Annotated in this window: 22 protein-coding genes; 7 read left to right on the forward strand and 15 right to left on the reverse strand. The window is 71.5% G+C overall.

Annotated elements, in window-relative coordinates:
- The first annotated feature begins 8 nt into the window (after positions 1-8).
- Entirely contained in the window at positions 9-959 is a 951-nt protein-coding gene (locus AC6CCG_RS04675) for an alpha/beta hydrolase (RefSeq protein WP_496654387.1), read from the forward strand.
- Here AC6CCG_RS04675 and AC6CCG_RS04680 read toward each other — a convergent pair whose 3' ends face one another.
- The 7 genes from AC6CCG_RS04680 to AC6CCG_RS04710 form a co-directional block, all read right to left on the reverse strand.
- Positions 960-1,157 (reverse strand): ferredoxin, encoded by a 198-nt coding sequence (locus AC6CCG_RS04680; RefSeq protein WP_496654388.1) that lies wholly within the window; start codon positions 1,155-1,157, stop codon positions 960-962. It abuts the gene before it with no gap.
- A gap of 2 nt (positions 1,158-1,159) precedes the next feature.
- Positions 1,160-2,380: a cytochrome P450 gene (locus AC6CCG_RS04685; protein ID WP_496653305.1), complete on the reverse strand. Its 1,221-nt coding sequence runs from the start codon at positions 2,378-2,380 to the stop codon at positions 1,160-1,162.
- Positions 2,381-2,482: 102 nt separating this feature from the next.
- On the reverse strand, positions 2,483-3,388 hold the full coding sequence (locus AC6CCG_RS04690; protein ID WP_496653306.1) for an ornithine cyclodeaminase family protein: 906 nt from the start codon (positions 3,386-3,388) through the stop codon (positions 2,483-2,485).
- A gap of 21 nt (positions 3,389-3,409) precedes the next feature.
- Positions 3,410-5,077, reverse strand: coding sequence for a phospho-sugar mutase (locus tag AC6CCG_RS04695; protein WP_496653307.1), 1,668 nt, complete (start codon positions 5,075-5,077; stop codon positions 3,410-3,412).
- Positions 5,074-5,877, reverse strand: coding sequence for a purine-nucleoside phosphorylase (locus tag AC6CCG_RS04700; RefSeq protein WP_496653308.1), 804 nt, complete (start codon positions 5,875-5,877; stop codon positions 5,074-5,076). The genes AC6CCG_RS04695 and AC6CCG_RS04700 overlap by 4 nt, the downstream gene beginning before the upstream one ends.
- Positions 5,878-5,932: 55 nt before the next feature.
- Positions 5,933-7,600, reverse strand: a complete 1,668-nt coding sequence (locus tag AC6CCG_RS04705; RefSeq protein WP_496653309.1) for a SulP family inorganic anion transporter — start codon at positions 7,598-7,600, stop codon at positions 5,933-5,935.
- Positions 7,597-7,971: an ArsR/SmtB family transcription factor gene (locus tag AC6CCG_RS04710; RefSeq protein ID WP_496653310.1), complete on the reverse strand. Its 375-nt coding sequence runs from the start codon at positions 7,969-7,971 to the stop codon at positions 7,597-7,599. The genes AC6CCG_RS04705 and AC6CCG_RS04710 overlap by 4 nt, the downstream gene beginning before the upstream one ends.
- Positions 7,972-8,138: 167 nt before the next feature.
- Between AC6CCG_RS04710 and AC6CCG_RS04715 the strand changes: the two genes are divergently transcribed.
- On the forward strand, positions 8,139-9,431 hold the full coding sequence (locus tag AC6CCG_RS04715; RefSeq protein WP_496653311.1) for a hypothetical protein: 1,293 nt from the start codon (positions 8,139-8,141) through the stop codon (positions 9,429-9,431).
- On the opposite strand, the gene AC6CCG_RS04720 is transcribed toward AC6CCG_RS04715, so the two are convergent.
- Entirely contained in the window at positions 9,421-10,206 is a 786-nt protein-coding gene (locus tag AC6CCG_RS04720) for a putative protein N(5)-glutamine methyltransferase (protein WP_496654389.1), read from the reverse strand. The two genes, AC6CCG_RS04715 and AC6CCG_RS04720, sit on opposite strands and share 11 nt — an antisense overlap.
- Positions 10,207-10,210: 4 nt before the next feature.
- Positions 10,211-10,654 carry a gamma-glutamylcyclotransferase family protein gene (locus AC6CCG_RS04725; protein ID WP_496653312.1) on the reverse strand — a complete coding sequence of 148 codons (444 nt, stop codon included), beginning with the start codon at positions 10,652-10,654 and terminating at the stop codon, positions 10,211-10,213.
- Between the two features lie 62 nt (positions 10,655-10,716).
- On the opposite strand from AC6CCG_RS04725, the gene AC6CCG_RS04730 reads away from it, so the two are divergent.
- On the forward strand, positions 10,717-12,120 hold the full coding sequence (locus AC6CCG_RS04730) for an NAD(P)H-quinone dehydrogenase (RefSeq protein WP_496653313.1): 1,404 nt from the start codon (positions 10,717-10,719) through the stop codon (positions 12,118-12,120).
- A 9-nt stretch (positions 12,121-12,129) separates the two neighbouring features.
- Here AC6CCG_RS04730 and AC6CCG_RS04735 read toward each other — a convergent pair whose 3' ends face one another.
- Positions 12,130-12,558, reverse strand: coding sequence for a VOC family protein (locus AC6CCG_RS04735; protein ID WP_496653314.1), 429 nt, complete (start codon positions 12,556-12,558; stop codon positions 12,130-12,132).
- Between the two features lie 59 nt (positions 12,559-12,617).
- Between AC6CCG_RS04735 and AC6CCG_RS04740 the strand changes: the two genes are divergently transcribed.
- Positions 12,618-13,457, forward strand: a complete 840-nt coding sequence (locus AC6CCG_RS04740; protein ID WP_496653315.1) for an NAD-dependent protein deacetylase — start codon at positions 12,618-12,620, stop codon at positions 13,455-13,457.
- Here the strand turns inward: AC6CCG_RS04740 and AC6CCG_RS04745 are convergent.
- The 5 genes from AC6CCG_RS04745 to AC6CCG_RS04765 all read right to left on the reverse strand — a co-directional run bounded on the left by AC6CCG_RS04745 (position 13,426) and on the right by AC6CCG_RS04765 (position 18,730).
- Positions 13,426-14,196, reverse strand: coding sequence for a hypothetical protein (locus AC6CCG_RS04745; protein WP_496653316.1), 771 nt, complete (start codon positions 14,194-14,196; stop codon positions 13,426-13,428). The two genes, AC6CCG_RS04740 and AC6CCG_RS04745, sit on opposite strands and share 32 nt — an antisense overlap.
- Positions 14,186-15,436, reverse strand: coding sequence for an RNA polymerase sigma factor (locus AC6CCG_RS04750; RefSeq protein WP_496653317.1), 1,251 nt, complete (start codon positions 15,434-15,436; stop codon positions 14,186-14,188). Before AC6CCG_RS04750 ends, AC6CCG_RS04745 begins: the two co-directional genes overlap by 11 nt.
- Before the next feature lie 33 nt (positions 15,437-15,469).
- Complete coding sequence (locus tag AC6CCG_RS04755; protein WP_496653318.1) at positions 15,470-15,895, reverse strand: YciI family protein; 426 nt, start codon at positions 15,893-15,895, stop codon at positions 15,470-15,472.
- 153 nt (positions 15,896-16,048) lie between these two features.
- Positions 16,049-16,864: a hypothetical protein gene (locus AC6CCG_RS04760; protein WP_496653319.1), complete on the reverse strand. Its 816-nt coding sequence runs from the start codon at positions 16,862-16,864 to the stop codon at positions 16,049-16,051.
- 81 nt (positions 16,865-16,945) lie between these two features.
- A complete protein-coding gene (locus AC6CCG_RS04765; protein WP_496653320.1) occupies positions 16,946-18,730 on the reverse strand; it encodes an acetyl/propionyl/methylcrotonyl-CoA carboxylase subunit alpha in 1,785 nt (594 codons plus the stop codon).
- A 492-nt stretch (positions 18,731-19,222) separates the two neighbouring features.
- On the opposite strand from AC6CCG_RS04765, the gene AC6CCG_RS04770 reads away from it, so the two are divergent.
- The 3 genes from AC6CCG_RS04770 (at position 19,223) to AC6CCG_RS04780 (ending at position 22,589) form a co-directional block, all read left to right on the forward strand.
- Positions 19,223-19,756, forward strand: coding sequence for a DinB family protein (locus tag AC6CCG_RS04770; protein WP_496653321.1), 534 nt, complete (start codon positions 19,223-19,225; stop codon positions 19,754-19,756).
- A 74-nt stretch (positions 19,757-19,830) separates the two neighbouring features.
- Positions 19,831-21,018: an acyl-CoA dehydrogenase family protein gene (locus AC6CCG_RS04775; protein ID WP_496653322.1), complete on the forward strand. Its 1,188-nt coding sequence runs from the start codon at positions 19,831-19,833 to the stop codon at positions 21,016-21,018.
- Complete coding sequence (locus tag AC6CCG_RS04780) at positions 21,015-22,589, forward strand: acyl-CoA carboxylase subunit beta (RefSeq protein ID WP_496653323.1); 1,575 nt, start codon at positions 21,015-21,017, stop codon at positions 22,587-22,589. Before AC6CCG_RS04775 ends, AC6CCG_RS04780 begins: the two co-directional genes overlap by 4 nt.
- Positions 22,590-22,677 lie beyond the last annotated feature (88 nt).

Consider the following 22,677-nt stretch of genomic DNA (forward strand, 5'->3'; position numbering starts at 1 on the left):
GTGACGTGATGGAGTTGGAACCCGCGGTCGCCGCGGCCCGGTCCCAGGTGCCGCGCGAGCAGTCGTCGGAGGACATGACCGAGCATCGTCGGCTGGCCGATGCCTACCAAGATCAGCTCTGGCCACTGGTCGGGCTGGACGGGCCGGAGCTGCCCACCCGCGAGGTCATGATCAGCACGCCGGGACGTCCGGACGCCCGGCTGCAGCTGCTCTATCCGCCCGGCACCGAGCCCGGCCGGGAGTCGCTGCCGGCCTGTCTGACCCTGTTCGGCGGCGGCTGGCGGCAGGGCGGGCTGCATCATCCGTCGCACAGCCACCCGGCCGCGCGCCGGGCTGCCGGGGCGGGCGTGATCATGGCCAGTCTGTCCTACGCGCTCGCGCCCGAGCACCCGTACCCGGCCGCTCTGGACCAGTGCGTCGCCACCCTGGACTGGCTCGTCGATCATGGACCGGACCTGGGCGTCGACCCGGACCGGCTCGCCGTGGACGGGACGTCGGCGGGCGGCAACCTGGCCGCGGCGTTGGCCCTGCGCAACCGGGACGGCGCCGGCCATCCGCTCCGGCTGCAGATCCTCGAGGTCGCGGCGCTCGACCTCACCGGCGGCCATTTCGACTGGACCTGCGTCGACCCGTCGGTGCGGGACGCCGCGCAGCCGGAGCTGCTCGGCATCGTCGGGCAGTACGTGCCGTCCGGCCTGGTCACGGATCCGTACGTGTCGCCGCTGCTGGCCGCCGACCTGTCCGGTCTGCCGCCCGCGTACATCCTGACCAGTGAGCTGGACCCGCTGCGCGGCGACGGCGAGGCGTACGCCGGTGCCCTGGCCCGGGCCGGCGTGCCGGTCGCGGCGTTCCGGGTGATCGGGGCCGACCACGGCAGCCAGGTCTTCGAGAAGGTCTCGCTCGGTGCCCGGACGGCCCAGACCATGATCGTCTCCGCGCTGCGTACCCTGCACGACTAGTCAGTCCGGCACCAGGCTGAGCGCCCGGGCCGGGCACAGTCGGACCGCTTCCTCGACCTCCGTGTCGCAGTCCTCCGCCTCGTCGGCGAGCAGGACGACCCGGCCGTCCTCCTCGTCCTGGTCGAAATACTCCGGGTCGGTCAGCACGCACATGCCGGAACTGGCGCACAGCTCGCGGTCGGCGATGATCTTCACCATGATCACCAGGCCACCGGGAGCTCGGCCGCCCCGTAGAAGTTCTGGTCGGTGCGCAACGGGACCTGGCTCGCCGGGACCGCCAGTCGCAGCTGTGGAAAGCGTTCGATCAGCCGGCCGATCGCGATCCGCAGCTCGACCCGGGCCAGCTGCTGGCCCAGGCACTGGTGCACGCCGTGGCCGAAGGTCAGGTGGCCGCGGGTCTGGTTGGTCACGTCGAACCGGTCCGGATCGGTGAAGTGCGCCTCGTCCCGGTTCGCGGTCTGGACCGAGACGGTGACGTACTCGCCGGCCTTGATCAACTCGCCCTCGAGCTCCACGTCCACGTCGGCCTGCCGGATGATCCCGGTGTGGATGACGCCGACGTAGCGGAGCAGTTCCTCGACGCCCGTGGTGATCAACTCGGGCTGCTCGCGCAGCAGATCCCATTGATCACGGTTCTCCAGCAGCGCCAGGGTGCCCAGGCCGATCATCTTGGCGGTCGTCTCGTGGCCGGCCACCAGCAACAGCACCGCCATCCCGATCACCTCGTCGGTTGCCAGCTCCGGGTCGGCGGCGAGGTCGGACAGCAGGTCGTCGGTCGGCTCGGTCTGCTTCGCGACGACCAGTTCGGCCAGGAACGTGAACAGGTTCTGCTGGGCCAGCGCCTTCTCCTCCGCGGTCGAGGTCATCGTCATGAAGGTCGCCGCGTCGGCGGTGAACCGGTCCCGGTCCCCGTACGGGACGCCGAGCAGTTCGCAGATGACCAACGACGGCACGGGCAGCGCGAACTCGGCGACCAGGTCGGCCGGCGCTCCCGCGGTCGCGATCGCGTCCAGCCGTGCGTCGACGATCTCGGCGATCCGCGGTTCCAGCTGGCGCATCCGGCGGACGGTGAAGACGCCGGTGAGCTTGCGGCGCAGCCGGGAATGGTCCGCCCCGTCCATCTCGATGAACATGCCCGGCGTCACCGGCAGGTCGCCCTCGAAGTCTGCGTACGCCTCCAGCCCGCCCATCGGCACCGGGACCTGGATCGGGGCGGCGAGCCGGGACCGGAACCGGGTGTCGGCCAGCACCTGACGGCACAGGGCGTGGCTGGTGACCAGCCAGCCGAGGGTTCCGGCGGGGAAGTAGCGGAGCCGGCGCAGTGGGGCCTCCCGGTGCAGCGCCATCACGGCGGCCGGCGGGTCGAACGGCCGCTCGCGCTCGAGCGGGATGCCGTACGGGGCGGGGTCGGTGGTCGTCATGGATCTCTCCTCGGTGGCAGCAGGGTGCCGGGGCACGCTCTCCCGGGCTATACGTAGAAATCTAATATACGTATATGGGTGCGTGCAAGTAGTTCGAGGAGTTCAGAGCAGCCGCGCGAGCAGGTACGCCTCCGTTCCGGCCAGTCCCACCGAGAGGAACAGGGTTCGCTGATCCGGCCCGGTCCGCCCGGTCGCGCGGCCGGTGATCAGATCGCCCAGCGCGACGACCCGATCGCCCTGCGGGGTGCCGGCCAGGACGTTCGGCGGCTGGTAGCCGGCCAGCTGGGCGGGGGAGTCGGTCGCCGCGAGTTGCACCGCGTCGACCAGCTCGGGACCGAATTCGGCCCGGCCGACCTGCTTCGGCCCGAGGGTCGACACGAAGCAGCCGGGCGCGAGCCAGGCCGGGTCGATCACCGGCACCGGGCTGTCGGTGGCCAGTACCACCAGGTCGGCGCCCGCCACCGCCGATCGGGCGTCGTCGGCCGCGACGCACGGTACGCCGAGCTCGGCCCCGGCCCGTGCGGCGAACGCGCGGCGGTGCCGCTCGGTGGGGGAGAAGCAGCGCACCTCGGTCAGGGCGCGTACGGTGCGGATCGCGTCCAGCTGCGCCCGGGCCTGCCGGCCGGTGCCGATCAGCGCGAGGACGCTCGCGTCCGGGCGGGCCAGCAGGTCGGCCGCGACGCCGCCGATCGCGCCGGTCCGGCGCGGGCCGAGTTCGGTGCCGGTCGCGATACCGCGGACCCGGCCGGAGGCCAGGTCCTGCACCACGACGACCTGATCGTCGTCGCCGCTGCCCGGCGCGAGATAGCTGCGATAGCCGTACCAGTCGTCCTGGCGCAGTCCGGCTGTGATCATCAAGCGGTGGCCGGCCAGGTCGGCGGTCGCCCGGGGCGGTGCGACGAGCAGTCCTTCGGCATGATCACGCAGCGCGTCCCGGATCCAGGCGACGGCGCGGTCCGGGGTCAGCCGCTCCTTGATCAGGTCGTCGTCGAGCAGCACCGGCTTCATGATCGACTTCCGGTGGTGAGCTCAGAGGCCGAGCACCGCGGTCAGGTCCAGGCCGACCTGGTCCAGCGTCCGGTCGGCCCGCGAGCGTGCGGCATCGAGGTCCTGGCTCTCCGCCGGCGGGATCCGCACCTCCAGGTAGCACTTGAGCTTCGGCTCCGTGCCGGACGGTCGGACCACGACCTTGATCGAATCGCCGCAGAGCCGGACACCGTCGGTGGCGGGCAGTTCCTTGGTGCCCTCGGCAAGATCGAGGAAGGCCACCGGCTCGCCGGCCAGCCGGTCCGGCCGCTGGTCCCGGAGCCGGGCCATCGCGTCGGTGATCAAGGACAGGTCGGACACCCGGAACGTCAGCGGCCGGGTCTGGTGCACCCCGTAGCGGAGGGCCAGCTCGTCCAGTCGGTCGGCCAGGGTCAGGCCCTCCGCCTTGAGTCCGGCCGCGACGCTCAGAATCCGTACCAGAGCAGAGATCCCGTCCTTGTCCGGTACGGCAGCGGGGTCGCAGCAGTAGCCGATCGCCTCCTCGTACCCGAAGGCGAGGCTGGGCACCCGGCCGATCCACTTGAAGCCGGTCAGGGTGGCCACGAAGCGCTGTCCGTGCGCGGCCGCCATCGCCGACAGCAGCGAGCTCGACACGATCGAGCAGGCGTAGCTGCCACGCACACCGCGGCGCAGCGCGTCGTCGCCGAGGATGGCGCCCAGCTCGTCGCCGGAGAGCGTACGCCAGCCGTCGGGACCCGGGATCGCGACGGCACAGCGGTCCGCGTCCGGATCGTTGGCGATGATCAACTCGGCGCCGGCCGCGGTCGCCGTGGCGACCGCCCGGTCCAGTGCGCCCGGCTCCTCCGGGTTGGGGAACGACACGGTCGGGAAGGCCGGGTCCGGGTGCTCCTGCTCGGCGACCACGGTCGGCGCCGGGAAGCCGGTCCGTTGCCAGGCCTGCCGGACGATGGCGCCGCCGACGCCGTGCATCGGCGTGTAGACCCAGTTCAGCCGGCGCGGGCCGTCGGCATCGACCAGCGTCGCCAACCGATCGAGGTAGGCGTTGATCAACTCCTCGCCGATCACCGTGTAGTCCTCGGACCGGGGAAGATCACCGACCGGCAGCCGGCTCATCCAGCCGATCCGTTCGGCGATCTCCACGTCGGCCGGCGGGATGATCTGCGAACCGTCGCCGAGATAGACCTTGTATCCGTTGTCGTTCGGTGGGTTGTGCGACGCGGTGACGACGACACCGGCGACGCAGTCGAAATGCCGGATGCCGAACGCGACGACCGGGGTCGGCGTCGGTCCGGCGGTGATGATCACCTCGAAGCCGGCCGCGGCCATGATCTCCGCAGAGTCGCGGGCGAAGACGTCGGAGTTGTAGCGGGCGTCGTAGCCGATGATCACCCGGCCGCGGGACTTGCCCTCGTCGTTGAGGTAGTGGGCCAGGCCGGCCGCGGCCCGGGCGACGACGACCCGGTTCATCCGGTTCGGGCCTGGGCCGAGGGCGCCGCGCAGACCCGCGGTGCCGAACTCGAGCCTGCCGGTGAACGCGTCGGACAGCTCGGCCCGGGCGGCCGCGTCACCGGCCTCGGCCTTCTCGATCAGATCGTCCAGCGCGACGGAGGTCGCCGGGTCCGGATCCTGCGCGCGCCAGGAGGTGAGGCGCTCGCGCAGCGCGGGGTCGAACGCCGGCGCCCCGGTCACAGCACGGCCGCCAGACCGCCGAGCAGGGACCGCAGCCTCGGTTCGGCGGCGCGCCCGGCCGCGATCACCTCGGCGTGGTCCAGCGGGGTGGGCGAGATGCCGGCGGCGAGGTTGGTGACCAGCGAGATGCCGAGCACCTCGAGGCCGGCCTCGCGGGCCGCGATCGTCTCCAGCGTGGTCGACATGCCGACCAGGTCGCCGCCCAGGATGCCGGCCATCCGGACCTCGGCAGGGGTCTCGTACTGCGGGCCGCGGAACTGGACGTAGACGCCCTCGGCCAGCGTCGGGTCGACCGTGCGGGCGAGCTCCCGAAGTCGCGGCGCGTAGGCCTCCGTCAGGTCGATGAAGGTCGCACCCTCCAGCGGGGTGGCGCCGGTCAGGTTGAGGTGATCACGGATCAGCACCGGGGTGCCCGGGCCCCAGTCCGGATTGAGCCCGCCGCAGCCGTTGGTCAGCACGAGGGTGGTGGCGCCGGCCGCAGCGGCGGTCCGGACGCCGTGCACGACGGCTGCCGTACCGCGGCCCTCGTAGTAATGGGTGCGGCCGGTGAAGACGGCGGCGGTCTTGCCGAGCGGCGTCCGGTACGCCCGCAGGGCGCCGCCGTGCCCCGCGACGACCGGGGCGCTGAAGCCGGGCAGCTCCGACAGCGGCAATTCGCCCAGCGGCTCGCCGATCTCGTCGGCCGCCGCCGACCAGCCCGAGCCGAGCACCAGCGCCAGGTCGACCTTGTCGACGGACAGCTCGCGTACCAGTGCTTCTGCGGCGCGGGCGGCCAGCTCCTTGGGATCCTCAGTGGTCACCTGGGCACTATAAGTGAGCCGGCGCCGCGTGTCGCCGGTACGCGAGGGGCACCGCTCAGCTCGGGCCGGCCAGGCGAGCGCGGCGGACATGATCACGGGCGTGGGCGATCGCCGGTACGAGGTCGTCGAACAGATGGTTCTCGTGCCGCAGCGAGTCGATCACGCCGACCCGGGTCAGCACCCGCAGATGTTCGCGCCGGATGCCCTTGATCAACACCGTGATGCCGCGCCGCTCCAGCGTGTGCACGAGATCGACCAGGATGCGTGCGCCGGTGACGTCGAGCAGTTGCAGCTGGGACAGCCGGAGCACGACAACCGTGACGCCGTCGACGGTCAGCACCCGGTCGACCAGTCGCTGGGCCGCTCCGAAGAACAGGGCTCCGTCGATCCGGAACAGCGCGATCTCCTCATCGCCAGGGCGCGGCTGGTCCGGGATCGGCTCGCGGTGGACCCCGCTGGAGCGGGCCAGCATCCGGAGGGCGAAGAAGGTCGCCACCGCCAGCCCGATCACCACGGCGATGATCAAGTCGAACGCGACCGTGATCACCGCGGTGATCAGGAACGTCAGCGCCGCGGACCGGCTGGCCCGCAGTACCAGCCGTACGGTGCCGAGGGAGATCATCCGGGTCGCGGTGACCATCAGCACTCCGGCCAGCGCCGCGACCGGGATCCGGGACACCGCCGCCGCGCCGACCAGCACGATCAGCAACAGCACCAGGGCATGGGTGATCGACGCGACCCGGGTCCTGGCCCCGGACCGTACGTTGACCGCGGTGCGGGCGATCGCGCCGGTGGCGGGCATCCCGCCGAACAACCCGGCCGCCAGCGAGGCGAGCCCCTGCCCGACCAGTTCCCGGTCCGGGTCGATCGGCCCGGTGTCCGCCATCGCCGAGGCGACCCGGGCCGACAGCAGCGACTCGATCGCGGCCAGGCCGGCGACCGCCGCGGCGGGCCCGAGCAGGCTGATCACGACCCCGGGGTCCAGCGGGGGCAGTACCGGCGCCGGCAACCCGGCCGGCAGCTCTCCGATCCGCGGCAGCGGAACGTCGAGCAGCACCGCCGCGGCCGTGACGACGATGATGGCGATGATCGAGCCGGGCACTCGCGGGTGCAGCTTCGGCGCGATGATCATGATCGCCACGACGACCGCGATCGCGCCGAGGGACCAGGCGGCCCCGGGCCAGCGGATGGCCGAGATCGCCTGTACGGCAGCGATGACGGCGTTGCTGTCGTGCCCGGCCGACGACACGGCCGACGGGACCTGCTGCAGGAAGATGATGATCGCGATGCCGAGGGTGAAGCCCTCGATCACCGGCCACGGGATCAGCTCGACCACCCGTCCGAGCCGGAGCAGTCCGGCAATGATGATCATGGCGCCGGCGATCAGGCTGACCGTGACCACCGCCCCGGTGCCGTGGCTGGCCACGATCGGCGCCAGCACCACCACCATGGCGCCGGTCGGTCCGGACACCTGGACGTTCGAGCCGCCGAAGACCGCGGCCACCACGCCGGCGACGATCGCCGTGATCAACCCGGCCTCGGCACCGGCGCCGGAGCTGATCCCGAACGCGAGGGCCAGCGGCAGCGCGACGATGCCGACGGTCAGCCCGGACAGCAGGTCGACCCGCCAGGTCCGCCCCAGGCCGCGGTAGTCGGCGGACGACGGCAACAGCGGTCGCAGCAGGCCGCTCAGCCGCCCGGTCCGCGCCGTCCCGGCGGTCACGAAGCGGAGCCGGAGCCGACGGCCGGCAGCGCGTCGGCCGAGCCGAGGTCGTGCTGATTGCGGTTCAGGATCTCGCCGAGCAGCGTCCGGGCCACCCGGAGCAGCTCGGCGACCTGCGGATAGGCGAGCCGGTAGAAGACCTGGCTGCCGCGGCGCTCGGAGAGCACCAGGTGATCGTTCCGCAGCACGGCGAGGTGCTGGGACAGGTGGGACGCCTCCAGGCCGGTCTCGGCCAGGAGCTCACCGACCGACACCGACGGCGCGGCGGACAGCACCTCGAGGATCCGGATCCGCAGTGGATGCGCCAGCCCCTTGAAGAGGGTCGCCTTGACCTCGTACAGCGGCCGAAGGCTCTCGCCGATCCCCGTCACACGCACTCCATCCGGACAGCTGGACGTATCCATGAATTGATGGATTCATCATATCGCGCGCCTGTGGGAGGGTCGATCCGGACCGGCGGACTGTGCCGGCGCGTTGTCGGGACGCTGCGGGCCCTGGCCTCGGACCGCGACGCACGGTGCAGACGAAAGGAATCTCCGTGGCGAGCCAACCTTCCCGGCCGCTGTCCGCGATGGTCGTCCTGCTGGCCCTGTCGGTGTTCGCGGGGTGTTCGTTACTGCCGAAGGCCGGCCCGAAGGAACTCGATTACGAGGGACCGGGGCAGCCCGGCCTGACCGTTGAGCCGGTGGGATCGCCGATCGGCGAGATCCGGACCCAGGTGGTCGCGCTGACCGAGGACGGCGTCGTCATCGCCGAACCGGACGGGAGCCTCCACCAGGTCGGCGGCGACGGCGAGGTCCGGTGGGAGCAGCCACGCAGAGTGGAGCTGCCCGGTGGTGTCGGAACGGCCCGGCTCGCGCTGACCGCCCCGAGCGTCGACCCCGCTGCCGGTGCCGTGGTCGTCGCCGGCTATCTCCGCGACCCCTGCATCACCGACCGGAAGACCTGCAACGAGCAGGGCGGCAACATCACCTTCGAGTACGGGATCGTCGCCTTCGCCACCGACGACGGTGCCCCGGTCTGGTCGAAGGTCCTGATCCCGTCGAAGGTGCTGAAGCCGGGGCAGCTGCCGCCGAACGACTTCAGCTGGGGCGTCTCCGTGGTCTCCGCGGCCGCCGTCGCGGCGTACGTGCAGCACGAGGACGAACGGGATGCGCGGACGACCTTCGGGTTCGATCCGCGCACCGGCGAACGACTCTGGGAGGTCGACGGCGTCCAGGTCGACTGGGCGGGCGGCGAGGGCGGCGGCAAGCTGCTCGGCCTGGAGATCCGGCGCGGCTCGGGCGGCGATCTCGACTTCGACGGCTACCCGGTCGTGCTCGACGCCCGGACCGGCGACCAGACCTGGCGCTCGGATGATCTTGGTCGCTGGGGACCGGCCGGCCGGCCGCCGGTCGGTGACCTCGACGGCTACGGGTTCATCAGGATGGGCGAAGAACTGACGGATCGGCCGAGCTACGTCGTGGTCGATCTGGCGACCGGTGCGACGACATCATTCGACCGTTCGGGTGTCGTGGGCGAGGACGAGGCCGGCCCCTTCTACGCGTGGGTCGGGAATCGGGACGGGACGGCCCGGATCGTGTCGACGGGCCTGCCGTCCGGCGAACCCGCCTTCGGCCGCGAGGCGACCGGGCAGGCCTCGCCCTCGGCCTCGGTCGGCGGCTATCTCTGGAACTACACAGCCCGCGACAGATCGCTGATCGCGTACGACCGTACCGGGGCTCGCCGCTCGGAACCCGCCTCCGGCATGCTCCTCGCGGTGAACGAGGACTGGCTGGTCACCCGGCAGACGGACCTGGAGAAGGTCGGCATCTACCGGATCACCCGCTGACCGACGACTGCAGCCGGCCGATCACCGCGGTGCCGTCGATCTCGTCGTCGGTGATGATCATGGTCCGGAATCCGTTGTCGGCAAGGATTGTGGCGGTCTGCGGCGCCTGCAGTCGACTGGACTCGATGAGCAGCCAGCCGCCGGGAAGGAGCCAGTCCGGGGCGGCCGCGGCGGCCCGCCGGTGCAGGTCGAGGCCGTCCGGGCCACCGTCCAGGGCGATCCGGGCCTCGTGCTCGCGGGCCTCGCGCGGCATCAGCTCGATCTGCTCCGTCGGTACGTACGGCAGGTTGGCGACGACCAGGTCGACCCGGCCGCGCACCGGCTCGGGCAGCGGAGTGAACAGGTCGCCGTGCAGCACGGTGCCGCCGAGCCGGGTCAGGTTGCGGCGGGCGCAGGCGACGGCGGCCGGGTCGAGTTCGGTGGCGTACACCTCGAGGCCGGGCACCTCGGTGGCCAGCGCGGCCCCGATCGCCCCGCTGCCGCAGCAGAGGTCGATCACGACGGCGCCGGACCGGAGCCGGCGGGCGGCCTCGGCGACCAGCAGCCCGCTCCGCCGCCGCGGCACGAACACGCCCGGGTCGACCGCGATCCGCAGCGAGCGGAACTCGGCCCAGCCGAGCACGTACTCCAGGGGTTCGCCGGCGACCCGGCGCCGGACCAGCCGTTCCAGCGTGGCGGCGTCGACCGCCTCCGCGAGCAGCAGGCCGGCCTCGTCCTCGGCGAACACGCAGCCGGCGGCCCGCAGTCGTGCGACGAGTTCGGCTTCCGCGGTCAGCCGGTCACCGGCCGTCCCCGCTGCACGGCCGCAGCCGCAACTCGGCGACGTACTCCTCCGGGGCGCCGGCGGCCTCGGCCGCGTCGGCGATCAGCCCGATGGTCCGGGCGCTCGGCAGCCCGCCCTCGAAGTCGTTCAGCACGTAGACCCAGGCCCGCACGATGCCGTCCTGCGCCGCGACGCTCAGCTTCACCTTCCGGTAGAGGCCGGAGTCGGCGCTCTCCCAGGCGTCCAGCTTCGCCTCGTCCACCGGCGACAGGTCGTACAGCCCGACGAACACCTGCGAGTCCGCGTCCTCGGCGAGCGTGGGCAGCGGTCCGTCCCAGCCGTCGCCGCCGAACGCGAGCCGCCAGCCGGAGAGCCAGCCCGTGCCGCGCCGGGGCGAGTGGGGACACCGTTCACCCATCTGGCCCGGATCGAGGTTGCTACCGTACGCCGCATACAGCACACCCCGGAGGGTACCGGTTCCGCCTCCCCGGTGGTCGGAGATTGCGTGGAAGAATGCCGGACGTGACCCGAGTTGTGATCATCGGCGGTGGACCTGGCGGGTACGAGGCGGCACTGGTGGCTGCGCAGTTGGGCGGCGAGGTGACGCTGATCGACTCCGACGGGATCGGCGGCTCTGCGGTGCTGACCGACTGCGTGCCGTCGAAGACGCTGATCGCGACCGCCGAGGTGATGACCGAGGTCAGCGAGTCCGCGGAGCTGGGGATCCGGTTCGCCGACGGCGACTCGCCGGCCAACGGCCTCAGCGTCGACCTCAAGGCGGTCAACCAGCGGGTGCTCGAACTCGCCGCCGCGCAGTCCGAGGACGTCGCCTCCCGGCTGGTCCGGGACCAGGTGACGATCGTGCCCGGCCGGGGCCGGCTGGCCTCCTCCGAACTGGTCGTCGCGGAGACCGCCGAGGGCGAGCGGTCCTATCCGGCCGATGTCATCCTGATCGCCACCGGCGCGCATCCCCGGGTGCTGCCCGATGCCGTACCGGACGGCGAGCGGATCCTCACCTGGACCCAGGTGTACGGCCTGGCCGAGTTGCCGGAGAAGCTGATCGTGGTCGGCTCCGGCGTGACCGGAGCCGAGTTCGCCGGCGCCTACAGCGCGCTCGGCGCCGAGGTCGCCCTGGTCTCCTCGCGGGACCGGGTGCTGCCGCACGAGGACGCCGACGCCGCGCAGGTGCTGGAGGACGTGTTCACCCGGCGCGGGATGGAGGTGTTGTCGCGGTCCCGCGCCCAGTCGGTGGTACGGGACGGCGACCAGGTCGTGGTCACGCTCACCGACGGCCGCACCGTCACCGGCTCGCACTGCCTGCTGGCCGTCGGGTCGATCCCGAACACCGAGGGCCTCGGGCTGGCCGAGGCAGGCGTCGAGCTCAACGAGGGCGGCTTCGTCGCCGTCGACCGGGTCTCCCGGACCTCGGCCCGCGGCGTGTACGCGGCCGGTGACTGCACCGGCGTCCTGATGCTCGCCTCGGTCGCCGCGATGCAGGGCCGGATCGCGATGTGGCACGCGCTCGGCGACCGGGTCAGCCCGCTCGACCTGAGCGTCGTCTCGTCCAACGTCTTCACCGCACCGGAGATCGCGACCGTCGGGATGACCCAGCAGCAGGCCGACACCGCGATCCCGAAGGTCGCCACCGTGATGCTGCCGCTGGAGGGCAATGCCCGGGCCAAGATGCAGGGCCTCCGGGACGGCTTCGTCAAGGTCTTCTGCCTGCCGGTGACCGGCATCGTCGTCGGCGGCGTGGTCGTCGCGCCGCGGGCCAGCGAGCTGATCTACCCGCTGGCGATCGCCGTCGCCGAGCGGCTCACCGTCGACCAGGTCGCGGAGTCCTTCACCGTCTACCCGTCCCTGACCGGCTCCCTCGCCGAGGCCGCCCGCCGGCTGCACCTGCACGGCCAGGAACTGCGCGGCTGAGGTCGCGAGTCAGGAGACGCAGAACTCGTTGCCCTCCGGGTCGCGCATGACGTGCCAGCGGTGCGGGCCCTGGGAGGCGCTGTCGACGTAGGTCGCGCCGCGCTGCTCCAGGGCGGCCCGGCCGGCGTCGGCGTCGGGCGTCCGGATGTCCAGGTGCAGCCGGTTCTTGACCGTCTTCGGCTCCGGTACGTCCTGGAACAGGATCCGGCGCCGCTCCGGGCCGGAGTCGTCCGGGTGCTGGATCGCCGCGGCACCCTTCCAGACCCGCCGGCCGCGGTGCTCGGTGGTCTGGTCCGCGGTCGCGTACCCCTGCGTGATCATGGAATCGATGAAGCTCTCGTCGGTCTCCTCGACGACCCAGCCGAGGGTCTCGGCCCACCAGTCGGCCAGGGTCAGCGCGTCCCGGGTGTCGACGACGACTTGGAAGTTGTACGGCATGGGGGTCAGCCTGCCACCCGACGCCGACAGCCGTTCCGGTCGCTGGGTAGCGTGGGTGCGTGAGCGGGGTTGAGGCGGCGGTCGACATGCTGCGCGGGCGACGGTGGTCGGTGTTGTCGGGGGCCGGGATCAGTACGGACAGCGGGATTCCCGACTATCGCGGGCCGAACGCGCGGCCCGCGTCGCCGATGATGTACGGCGAGTTCGCGGGCTCCGTGGAGGCCCGGCAGCGTTACTGGGCGAGGTCGTACCAGGGCTGGAGCCGGATCGGCACGGCCCATCCGAACCGGGGTCATCGGGCCCTGGTCCGGCTGGAGGCGTCCGGCCTGGTCGGCGTCGTGACCCAGAACGTCGACGGGCTGCACGAGGCGGCCGGCAGCAGTCGGGTGATCGACCTGCACGGCCGGATCGACGACGTGATCTGTCTGGACTGCGGGCTCCGGGTGTCCCGGGCCTCGGTCCAGGACCGGTTGGCCCGGCTCAACCCGGACGTCCCGGCGGCCGAGGAACTGGAGCACGCCGAGTTGCGGCCGGACGGCGACGCGGTGGTCGAGGACTGGCACGACTTCGTGCTGGCCGAGTGCGAGCGGTGCGGCGGCCGGCTCAAGCCGGATGTCGTGTTCTTCGGCGAGAGCGTGCCGAAGGACCGGGTCGCCGCCGCGTACGATCTCGTCGACGACGGCGAGGTGCTGCTGGTGGCCGGATCGTCGCTGACCGTGATGTCGGGGCTGCGGTTCGTCCGGCACTTCTGGAAGGCCGGCCGGCCGGTGATCATCGTCAACCGGGGCCGGACCCGCGGTGACGAGTTCGCCACGCTCAAGCTCGACGAGGGTACGTCGGAAGTGCTCGACCGCCTCGGCGACGAACTCAGCGTGATCGGTGCGACCGAAGCTCCCTGACCCGGCGCCGGACCGACTCGGCCAGCTCTTCATGATCATCACGGAGTCGGGACAGCACCCGGCCCAGCGCCTCGGCCGCATCCAGCAGTGATTCCTGATCAAGGTCGGCCGGGTGGGTGGCGTGGATGCCGGGCGGCTCGGGCACGCCCGCGTTCTCCACGCTGACCACACCGAACGCCGGATGGACGACGCCGCGGTCGGCGCCCCACAACTGCCAGACCAGGTCGCGGCCCTCGGTCAGCGACCGCAGGGCCCGCCAGCGGTGCCCGCGGACCGCGTGCCGGGCCGCGTCGCCGATCGCGATCCAGGCCAGGAAACCCCACTCCGCAAGGGTTTCCGGGGCGGTGGCCAGACGCTCGACGGGCACCGGCTCGGCCAGCCGGCCGGTCCGGTCCAGCAGCGCCAGGGACTCGGGCGGCCTGCCGGAGCGGAAGTCGGCCGGCGCGACGACCAGGGACAGCTGCCGGCCGTCGGCGTAGGCGACGATGCAGTGCGAGCCGGCCTGCCAGTTCTGGATCAGCGTTCCGGCGACCGGCGCGAACGCACTCACCGCCCGGACCGCTTCCTCCCGGCGCGCCTCGAGATCATCACCGGTGACGCCGATCCCGGCGTCCAGGTCGGACCAGGCGTCGCCGGCGCCGCGGCCCAGGGAGCCGCCCAGCTCGAGCCAGTCCACCCACGGCTGTCCGGCCGCCCAGTCGGTCAGCCGCCGCACCAGTTCGGCCGGGTCAGCCGTCATCGTCGTCCTCCTCGAGTCGTCGGGCCCGGTCCCGCAGATAACGCTGCTGAGGCAGGTTGACCGCCCGGTCCGCCGCCCGGCGATAGGCCGCCCGGGCCGTTCCATGATCACCGGACAACTCCAGCAGGTGGGCCCGGACCGCGATCAGGCGATGATCGTCGCCGAGCCGGCCGGACCTCTCCAGGTCGTCGATCAACTTCAGCCCCGCGTCCGGCCCGTCCGCCATCGCCACCGCGACCGCATGGTTCAACTCGACCACCGGGTTGACCGTGGACCCCGAGAGCAGCAGCCGGTAGAGCGCGACGATCTGCGGCCAGTCGGTCTGCTCGGCCGACGGAGCCTCGTCGTGCAGCGCGGCGATGGCCGCCTGCAGCTGGTACGGCCCCGGCTCGCCGCGCGGCAGCACGGAGCTGATCAAGGTGACGCCCTCGGTGATCATCGTCCGGTCCCACCGGGACCGGTCCTGCTCGGCCATGGTGATCAACTCGCCGGCCGGGCCGGTGCGGGCGTCACGGCGGGCGTGGGTGAGCAGCATCAGGGCGAGCAGGCCGGCGGCCTCGGCGTCGTCGGTGAGGCGGTGCATCAGCCGGGCCAGCCGGATCGCCTCGGCGGCCAGCTCGGGCCGGTGCAGGTCCGGGCCGGCCGTGCTGGCGTACCCCTCGTTGAAGATCAGATAGAGCACGTGCAGGACGGCCGCGACCCGCTCCAGCTGCTGCTCCCGCGGTGGCAGCGCGAACGGGATCCCGCTGCCGGTGATGCTCTGCTTGGCCCGGGTGATCCGCCGGGTCATCGTCGCCTCCGGCACCAGGAACGCCCGGGCGATCTCGGCCGTGGTCAGGCCACCGACCGCGCGCAGGGTGAGCGCGATCTGCGAGGCCGGCGAGAGGGACGGGTGGCAGCACAGGAAGAGCAAGATCAACGAGTCGTCGGTGTTCGCCGGCACCGGCTCGCCCGGCAGCGCCGGATCCGGCCGGATCTCCCACTGGACCAGCGATTCCTCGCGCCGTCGCCGGGCCTGCTCGGACCGCAGCAGGTCGATCAACCGCCGCGACGCCACGGTGATCAACCAGGCGCGCGGCTGCTCCGGGATCCCGGTCTGGGGCCACTGGGTCGCCGCGGCCAGCAGCGCCTCCGACACCGCGTCCTCGCAGCTGTCGAAGTTCCCGTAGCGGCGCACCAGTGCCCCGAGGACCTGCGGCGTGAGCTCCCGCAGCAGGCCCTCGGTGTCGCTGTCGATCATGAACCGGCCACCATGATCAGGCTTCGCCGATGATCATGCCTCGTGCTCCGGCGGGCCCTCGTCGATCGGCCGTACGTCGACGTACCACTCCGAGCTGGTGACCGCGTCCGGCGGATGCGGAGTGTCGGCGAGCTGGGCCGCGATCTCGGTGGCCCGGTCGAAGCTCACACAGTCGACGATCGTGTAGCCGGCCAGCACCTCCTGGGTCTCCGCGTACGGTCCGTCGGTGACCACCGGCGCGCCGTCGCGGAGGCTGATCCGCCGCGCGTGCACCGGGGCGCTCAACCCACGGCCGTCGACGAACTCGCCGGACTCGACCAGCGCGTTGTTCCAGTCCCGCATGAAGTCGACCATGGTGCCGAGGTCCTCGGCCGACCAGGCCGGCTGGCCCTCCGCTCCCTTGCCGGACAGCATGTCGTAGTCCCGCTGCGATCCGTACAGCATGATCAGGTATTTCATCGCCTGCTCCTTCGTCCCGCGGCACCGCGAGCCGGCGCCGTCACCCCTTGATCGGAGCCGGGCCGGCGAACCGGACACACCTCGAACAGAAACCTAGCCCGGAACAGCGAAAGTGCCCGCCTCCGCGAGGGAGACGGGCACCTGGGGCGAGACTCAGTCGCCGAAGCCGTCGAACATGCCGCCGATGCCTTCGCCGATCTCACCGATGCCGTCGCCGATGCCCTCGAACATGCCGCCGATGCCTTCGCCGATCCCGCCGATGCCCTCGCCGATCCCGCCGAACACGTTGCCCATGCCGCCGAACAGGAAGCTGCCGATCAGCACGCCGGACAGCAGGTCCGAGCCGCGCCAGTTGCTGTAGTAGCCCTGCGCCCACGGCGCGTAGGCCTGGCCGCCCTCCCAGTACGGCACCCGCTGGGCACCGACCTGGACGGTCCGGATGTACGGGTCGGCGCCGGCGAGCACCCGCTCCGCGTCGGCCGGGCAGGCCGGGATCTTGCGCGGCGCGCCGCCCGGCGGGGCCCACTCGACGTCCTGGCTGGACGGTCCGTGGGCCGGGTTGAAGAAGCACGGCGGGCGCTTGGCCGGCAGCGGTTCGCCCGCCACCCGGGCCTTGACGCACGCGATCGCGTACCGCCCGTCCTCGAGGATCTCGGTGACGTGCCGGATCTCGTCCGGCTGCTTCACCGCGTCCAGCGACATCTTCGCGTCGTCGTAGGCGTCCAGGGCGCGCTGGTAGTCCTGCTGCATGGCCTCGTCCAGCGGGTGGCCGGCGACGTCGGAGTCGAGCCGCTGCAGCTCCTCGCCGAACTTGGTCACGTCCTCTTCGGCGGCGCGCTTCGAGGTCGACAGCTGGCTTTCCAGCTCCGCTCGCGCAGCATCCTCACGCTGTCGCGCATGGCGACGGCTGATCAGCATGGCGCCGCCACCGACGACACCGAGCACAATCAAGAGAACAAGCCACTCCATGCCCTTCAGTCTGCCCGGTTATCCCCGAACACCCACCGCTGGGGACCTAAAAAGCCATAAGAACCCTGTGCCGGACCTGTTTCAGTCGACGATCTCGCAGATCAACTGGCCGCTGGCGACCGTTCCACCGGCCTCAGCCGTGAGCCCGGTCACTTTTCCGGCCCGGTGCGCGGTCAGCGGCTGCTCCATCTTCATCGCCTCCAGGACGACAATCAGATCGCCCGCGGCGACCGTCGTCCCTTCGGTGACCGCGACCTTGACGATCGTGCCCTGCATCGGCGACCTCACCGCGTCGCCGGTTCCGCCCGCGTGCCCCGACGCCCCCGAGCCTCCGCGCCCCGAGCCCGTCGAAGGGCCCGGCCTCCGGGCGCCGCGCCGCCCACCGTCGGTCCCGCCGACCGTGAGACCGGTCGGCAGCGCGACCTCGAGCCGCTTGCCGTTCACCTCGACGATCATGGTCTCCCGCGGCTCCGGAGCGGCGCCCGGTTCGACGGCGCCCTCGTACGGGGCGAGCCGGCCGGCGAACTCGGTCTCGATCCAGCGGGTGTGCACCGCGAACCGGCCGTCCTCGGCGGTGAAGGCCGGGTCGGCGAGCACCGCGCGGTGGAACGGCAGCACGGTCGGCATGCCGGTGAGCTCCAGTTCGGCCAGGGCCCGGCGCGATCGCTGCAGCGCCTCGGCCCGGTCGGCCCCGGTGACGATGATCTTGGCGATCAGCGAGTCGAAGCTGCCCGGCACCGTCATGCCGGCGCGGTAGCCCTCGTCGACCCGAATCCCTGGACCGGCCGGTGGCCGCCAGCCGGTCAGTGTGCCGGGGGCGGGCAGGAAGTTGCGGCCCGGGTCCTCGGCGTTCAGCCGGAACTCGATCGCGTGCCCGCGGACCGGCGGGTCGTCGTAGCCGAGCGGTTCGCCGTCGGCGATCCGGAACATCTCCCGGACCAGATCGATCCCGGTCACCTGTTCGGAAACGGGATGCTCCACCTGGAGCCGGGTGTTCACCTCGAGGAACGAGACGGTGCCGTCGTCGCCGATCAGGAACTCGCAGGTGCCGGCGCCGACGTACCCGGCCGCGCGCAGGATCGCCTTCGACGCGGTCAGAAGTTGATCATGCTGAGCTGCCGTCAGGTACGGGGCGGGCGCCTCCTCGACCAGCTTCTGGTGCCGCCGTTGCAGCGAGCAGTCGCGAGTGGAGACGACGATCACGCTGCCGTACCGATCGGCCAGGCACTGGGTCTCGACGTGTCGCGGATGATCAAGGTAGCGCTCGACGAAGCACTCGCCGCGGCCGAAGGCGGCCAGCGCCTCCCGGGTCGCGGAGTCGAAGAGCTCGGCGATCTCGCCGGCTTCGCGGACGACCTTGAGACCGCGGCCGCCGCCGCCGTACGCCGCCTTGATCGCGATCGGTAGCCCGTACCGCGCGGCGAAGGCCTCGACCTCGGACGCCTCCGAGACCGGGTTCGCCGTGCCCGGCGCCAGCGGGGCGCCGACCTGCCGGGCCAGTTGCCGGGCCCGGACCTTGTCGCCGAGGGCGTCGATCGCCGCCGGCGGCGGCCCGATCCAGGTCAGCCCGGCGGTGATCACGGCCCGGGCGAAGTCGGCGTTCTCGGCCAGGAAGCCGTAGCCGGGATGGACGGCGTCGGCGCCGCTGCGGTCCGCGATCGCGAGCAGCTTCACGATGTCGAGGTAGGTCTCGGCGGGCGTGCTGCCGCGCAGTGCGTACGCCTCGTCGGCGAGCCGGGCCGGCAGCCCGTCGGCGTCCGGGTCGGCATAGACCGCGACGCTGCCCAGGCCGGCGTCGGCCGCGGCCCTGATCACCCGGACGGCGATCTCGCCACGGTTGGCGACGAGCACCTTGCTGATGGCCACGCCAGACCTCCCCACCGTTGGTGATTGGGGAGTCTAGACGCAAACCCGGGTGATCACGGGGAAGTTGATCTTCACGCCGATCTTGATCAGAACCAGGTGGGCATGATCAAAAGGAGGTGGGCCTCTCTCAGTATGAGTGAGAGAGGCCCACCAGGCCAGAGTTGTGTGACGTCTCCGGCCGATCGATCAGCGGCACAGCCCGACTCCCCGTCACCGGAAGCCGCAGCGGGCCTGACAGACGTCAACTTCCCACTGTTCGGCCGACCGATCCGATCGATCACGTTCTCACGCTCAGGTGTGAACGTAGCAACGTTTCTACACCTCGCTGACAGGCGTTCGCAACCCCTCCGACACCGGCAAGTCGCCCCGATCCGGCTGTCCACTGCGGCGTCCACACGACACTCCGAGTTATGCACCGAACTGATCAACTTCTGCACAGGCACCGGTGGATAATTCCGGTTCCGGTGCTCGCGTCGCCCTAAGCTGTCCGGCATGGAGCCGGAGCCGGACACCAAGGATTGGACCTGGACACTGCAGCGGCAGTGCCCCGACTGTCGGCTGTCGGCCGGCCAGGTCCCGATCGCGGAACTGCCCGACCGGGCCGAGGCCGCGGCGGCGGAATGGGTGCAGATCCTGACCGCCAGCGCCGGGGTCGGGATCCGGCCGCGGCCCGATGTCTGGTCGCCGCTGGAGTACGGTGCCCACGTCCGGGACGTGTACCAGTTGTTCGACGCGCGGCTGGCCCTGATGCTGGTCGAGGACGAGCCCACCTTCGCCAACTGGGACCAGGACGAGAGCGCGATCACCGGCGACTACCGCAGCCAGGACCCGGACCGGGTGGCCGCCGAGCTGGCCGGTGCCGCAGAGGCCTTCGTGTCCCGGCTGCGCGGGCTGACCGAGGACCAGTACGACCGGGTCGGGCGTCGGTCCGACGGGGCCGAGTTCACCGTGATCAGCTTCAGCCAGTACTTCCTGCACGACGTGATCCACCATCTCTGGGATGTCACCGGTCAAACCGACCTTTAGCAACAAACCTTCGCTTCTGAAACGTTACTGGCGAGTAGGCTCGGCCCACAGCGTTGTCGAGGAGGCGAGGCAGCATGACTGCGGTTGATCATGGATCGGCCTTCCGTCTGGGCCCGGAACACCGGGACTTCCGGGCGGCCGTCGCCGACTTCGCCCGGGCCCGGCTGGCTCCGCACGTGGAGAAGTGGAACGCCGGGCACCGGCTGCCGCTGGAGGCGGTTCGGGAGATGGCCGACCTCGGGCTGTTCGGGCTGGCCGGACCGGAGGAGTACGGCGGCGCGGGCGACTTCACCAGCCTGTGCCTGGCGATCGAGGAGATCGGCTACGTCGACCAGTCGCTCGGGATCACCCTGTCGGCGGCAGTCGGTCTCGGCAGCAACCCGATCGCCACGTTCGGGACGGCGGAACAGCGGGACCGCTACCTTCCCGACCTGCTGGCCGGGCGGGCGCTGGCGGCGTTCGGCCTGACCGAGCCGGAGGCGGGCACCGACGCCGGAGCGCCGCGGACCAGGGCCACCCGGACGGCCGGTGGCTGGGTGATCAACGGGACCAAGCAGTTCATCACCAACTCGGGCACCGAGCTGACCTCGGTGATCACGATCACCGCGCGGACCGGCACGGCCGCCGACGGCACGGCGGAGGTGACCGCGTTCCTGGTCCCGGTCGGCACGCCGGGGCTCGAGGTCGGGCCGGCCTACGACAAGGCCGGCTGGTTCGCCTCGGACACGCACCCGCTGACCCTGGCCGACGTCGAGGTGTCCGACGATCAGGTGCTCGGCGAGGTGGGTCGCGGCTACGGTCAGTTCCTGGCCACCCTTGACGACGGCCGGGTGGCGATCGCGGCCCTGGCGCTGGGCTGCATCCGGGCCTGTCGTGATCTTGCCGTCGAGTACGCCGGGACCCGGGAGACGTTCGGCAAGCCGATCGGCTCCCGGCAGGGGATCGCCTTCCAGTTGGCCGATCTGGACGTGATGGCGCACGCCGCCGAACTGCTCGTCTATGCCGCGGCGGAACGGAAGAACCAGGTTGATCATGATCGCTGGGAGTTCAAGCGGGCCGCGTCGATCGCCAAGCTCTACGCCACCGAGGCGGCGGTCAGCGCGACCCGGATCGCCACCCAGGTCTTCGGTGGGTACGGGTTCATGAACGAGTACCCGATCGCGCGCTTCCACCGCGACGCCAAGATCCTCGAGATCGGCGAGGGTACCTCGGAAGTGCAACGGCTGCTGATCGCCCGCGGACTCGGGCTGCCGGTCGTATGAACGCCGACACCACGCGGCCTGAGCCTGTCGAAGGCCCTTCGACAGGCTCAGGGCACGCTCGCGCGATCGAAGCGGCCGTCGAGGCGACGCTCCGGCCCACGGCGAAGGCGGCGGAGAAGCTTGCCGGACAAGGAAAGCTGTTCGTCCGGGAGCGGATCGCGCTGCTCTTCGACGAGGGTACGTTCAGCGAGGACGGCCAGCTGGCCAACGCGCTGGCGCCGGGCCTGCCGGCCGACGGCGTGGTCACCGGACGCGGCCTGGTGGACGGTCGCGCCGCACTGGTGGTGGCCAACGACCCGAGCGTGAAGGCGGGTTCCTGGGGTGCCCGTACGGTGGAGAAGATCATCCGGGTCACCGAGGAGGCGCTGCGGGCCGAGCTGCCGGTGTTCTGGTTCATCGACTCGGCCGGCGCCCGGATCACCGACCAGGTCGACCTGTTCCCCGGCCGGCGTGGCGCCGGCCGGATCTTCCACAACCAGGTCGCACTGTCCGGCAAGGTGCCGCAGATCTGCTGCCTGTTCGGCCCGAGCGCGGCCGGCGGCGCCTACATCCCCTCCTTCTGCGACGTCGTGATCATGGTCGAGCAGAACGCGTCGATGTATCTCGGCTCGCCGCGGATGGCCGAGATGGTGGTCGGCGAGAAGGTCAGCCTGGCCGAGATGGGCGGCGCCCGGATGCACGCCGAGGTGTCCGGCTGTGGTGATCAACTCGCGGTCGACGATGCGGACGCGATCGAGCAGGCGAAGGCGTACTTCTCCTATCTGCCGGGGAACTGGCGCACCGATCCGCCGGTCTACGACGAGGCGGAGCCGACCCGGTCCTTCGCCGACGACCTGGTTCCCGCCGACGAGCACACCGGCTACGACGTCCGCGGCGTGATCGAGGCGATCGTCGACGCCGACTCCTTCTTCGAGCTGAAGCCGCTGTTCGCCGCCGAGCTGGTGACCGGCTTGGGCCTGCTGGCCGGTCAGCCGGTCGGCATCGTGGCCAACCAGCCGGCGGTCAAGGGCGGAGTCTTGTTCGTCGACTCGGCCGACAAGGCGGCCCGGTTCATCTGGCTCTGCGACGCGTTCAACGTGCCGCTGCTCTACCTGGCCGATGTGCCCGGCTTCATGATCGGCAGCGCCGTCGAACGGCAGGGGATCATCCGGCACGGCGCGAAGATGATCACCGCGGTCGCCGAGGCCACCGTGCCGACCGTCTCGCTGATCCTGCGCAAGGCCTACGGTGCCGGCCTCTACGCGATGGCCGGCCCCGGCTTCGGCCCCGACGCCTGCCTGGCCCTGCCGACCGCCAAGATCGCCGTGATGGGCCCGGAGGCCGCGATCAACGCCGTCTACGCGAACAAGATCGCCGAGATCACCGACGAGGCCGAGCGGGAGGCCTACGTGGCGAAGCTGCGCACCGAGTACGAACTCGACATCGACATCCTCCGCCTGGCCGGCGAACTCGTGATCGACCAGATCGTCCGCCCCGCCGACGTCCGCCGCGAACTGATCACCCGCTTCGCCGCCGCCGCGACCAAGGACCGCCACTTCTCCACCCGCCGACACGGCGTCCCCCCGGTGTAACTCTGGCCCCAAGTTTTTCACGTTAACGTGAAAAACTGGCGCTTTGCACGAGAAGCATCCTGTGTATTGCGCGAGGAAGCTGGGTAAG

The sequence above is a fragment of the Microlunatus sp. YIM B11417 genome, assembly GCF_059617205.1.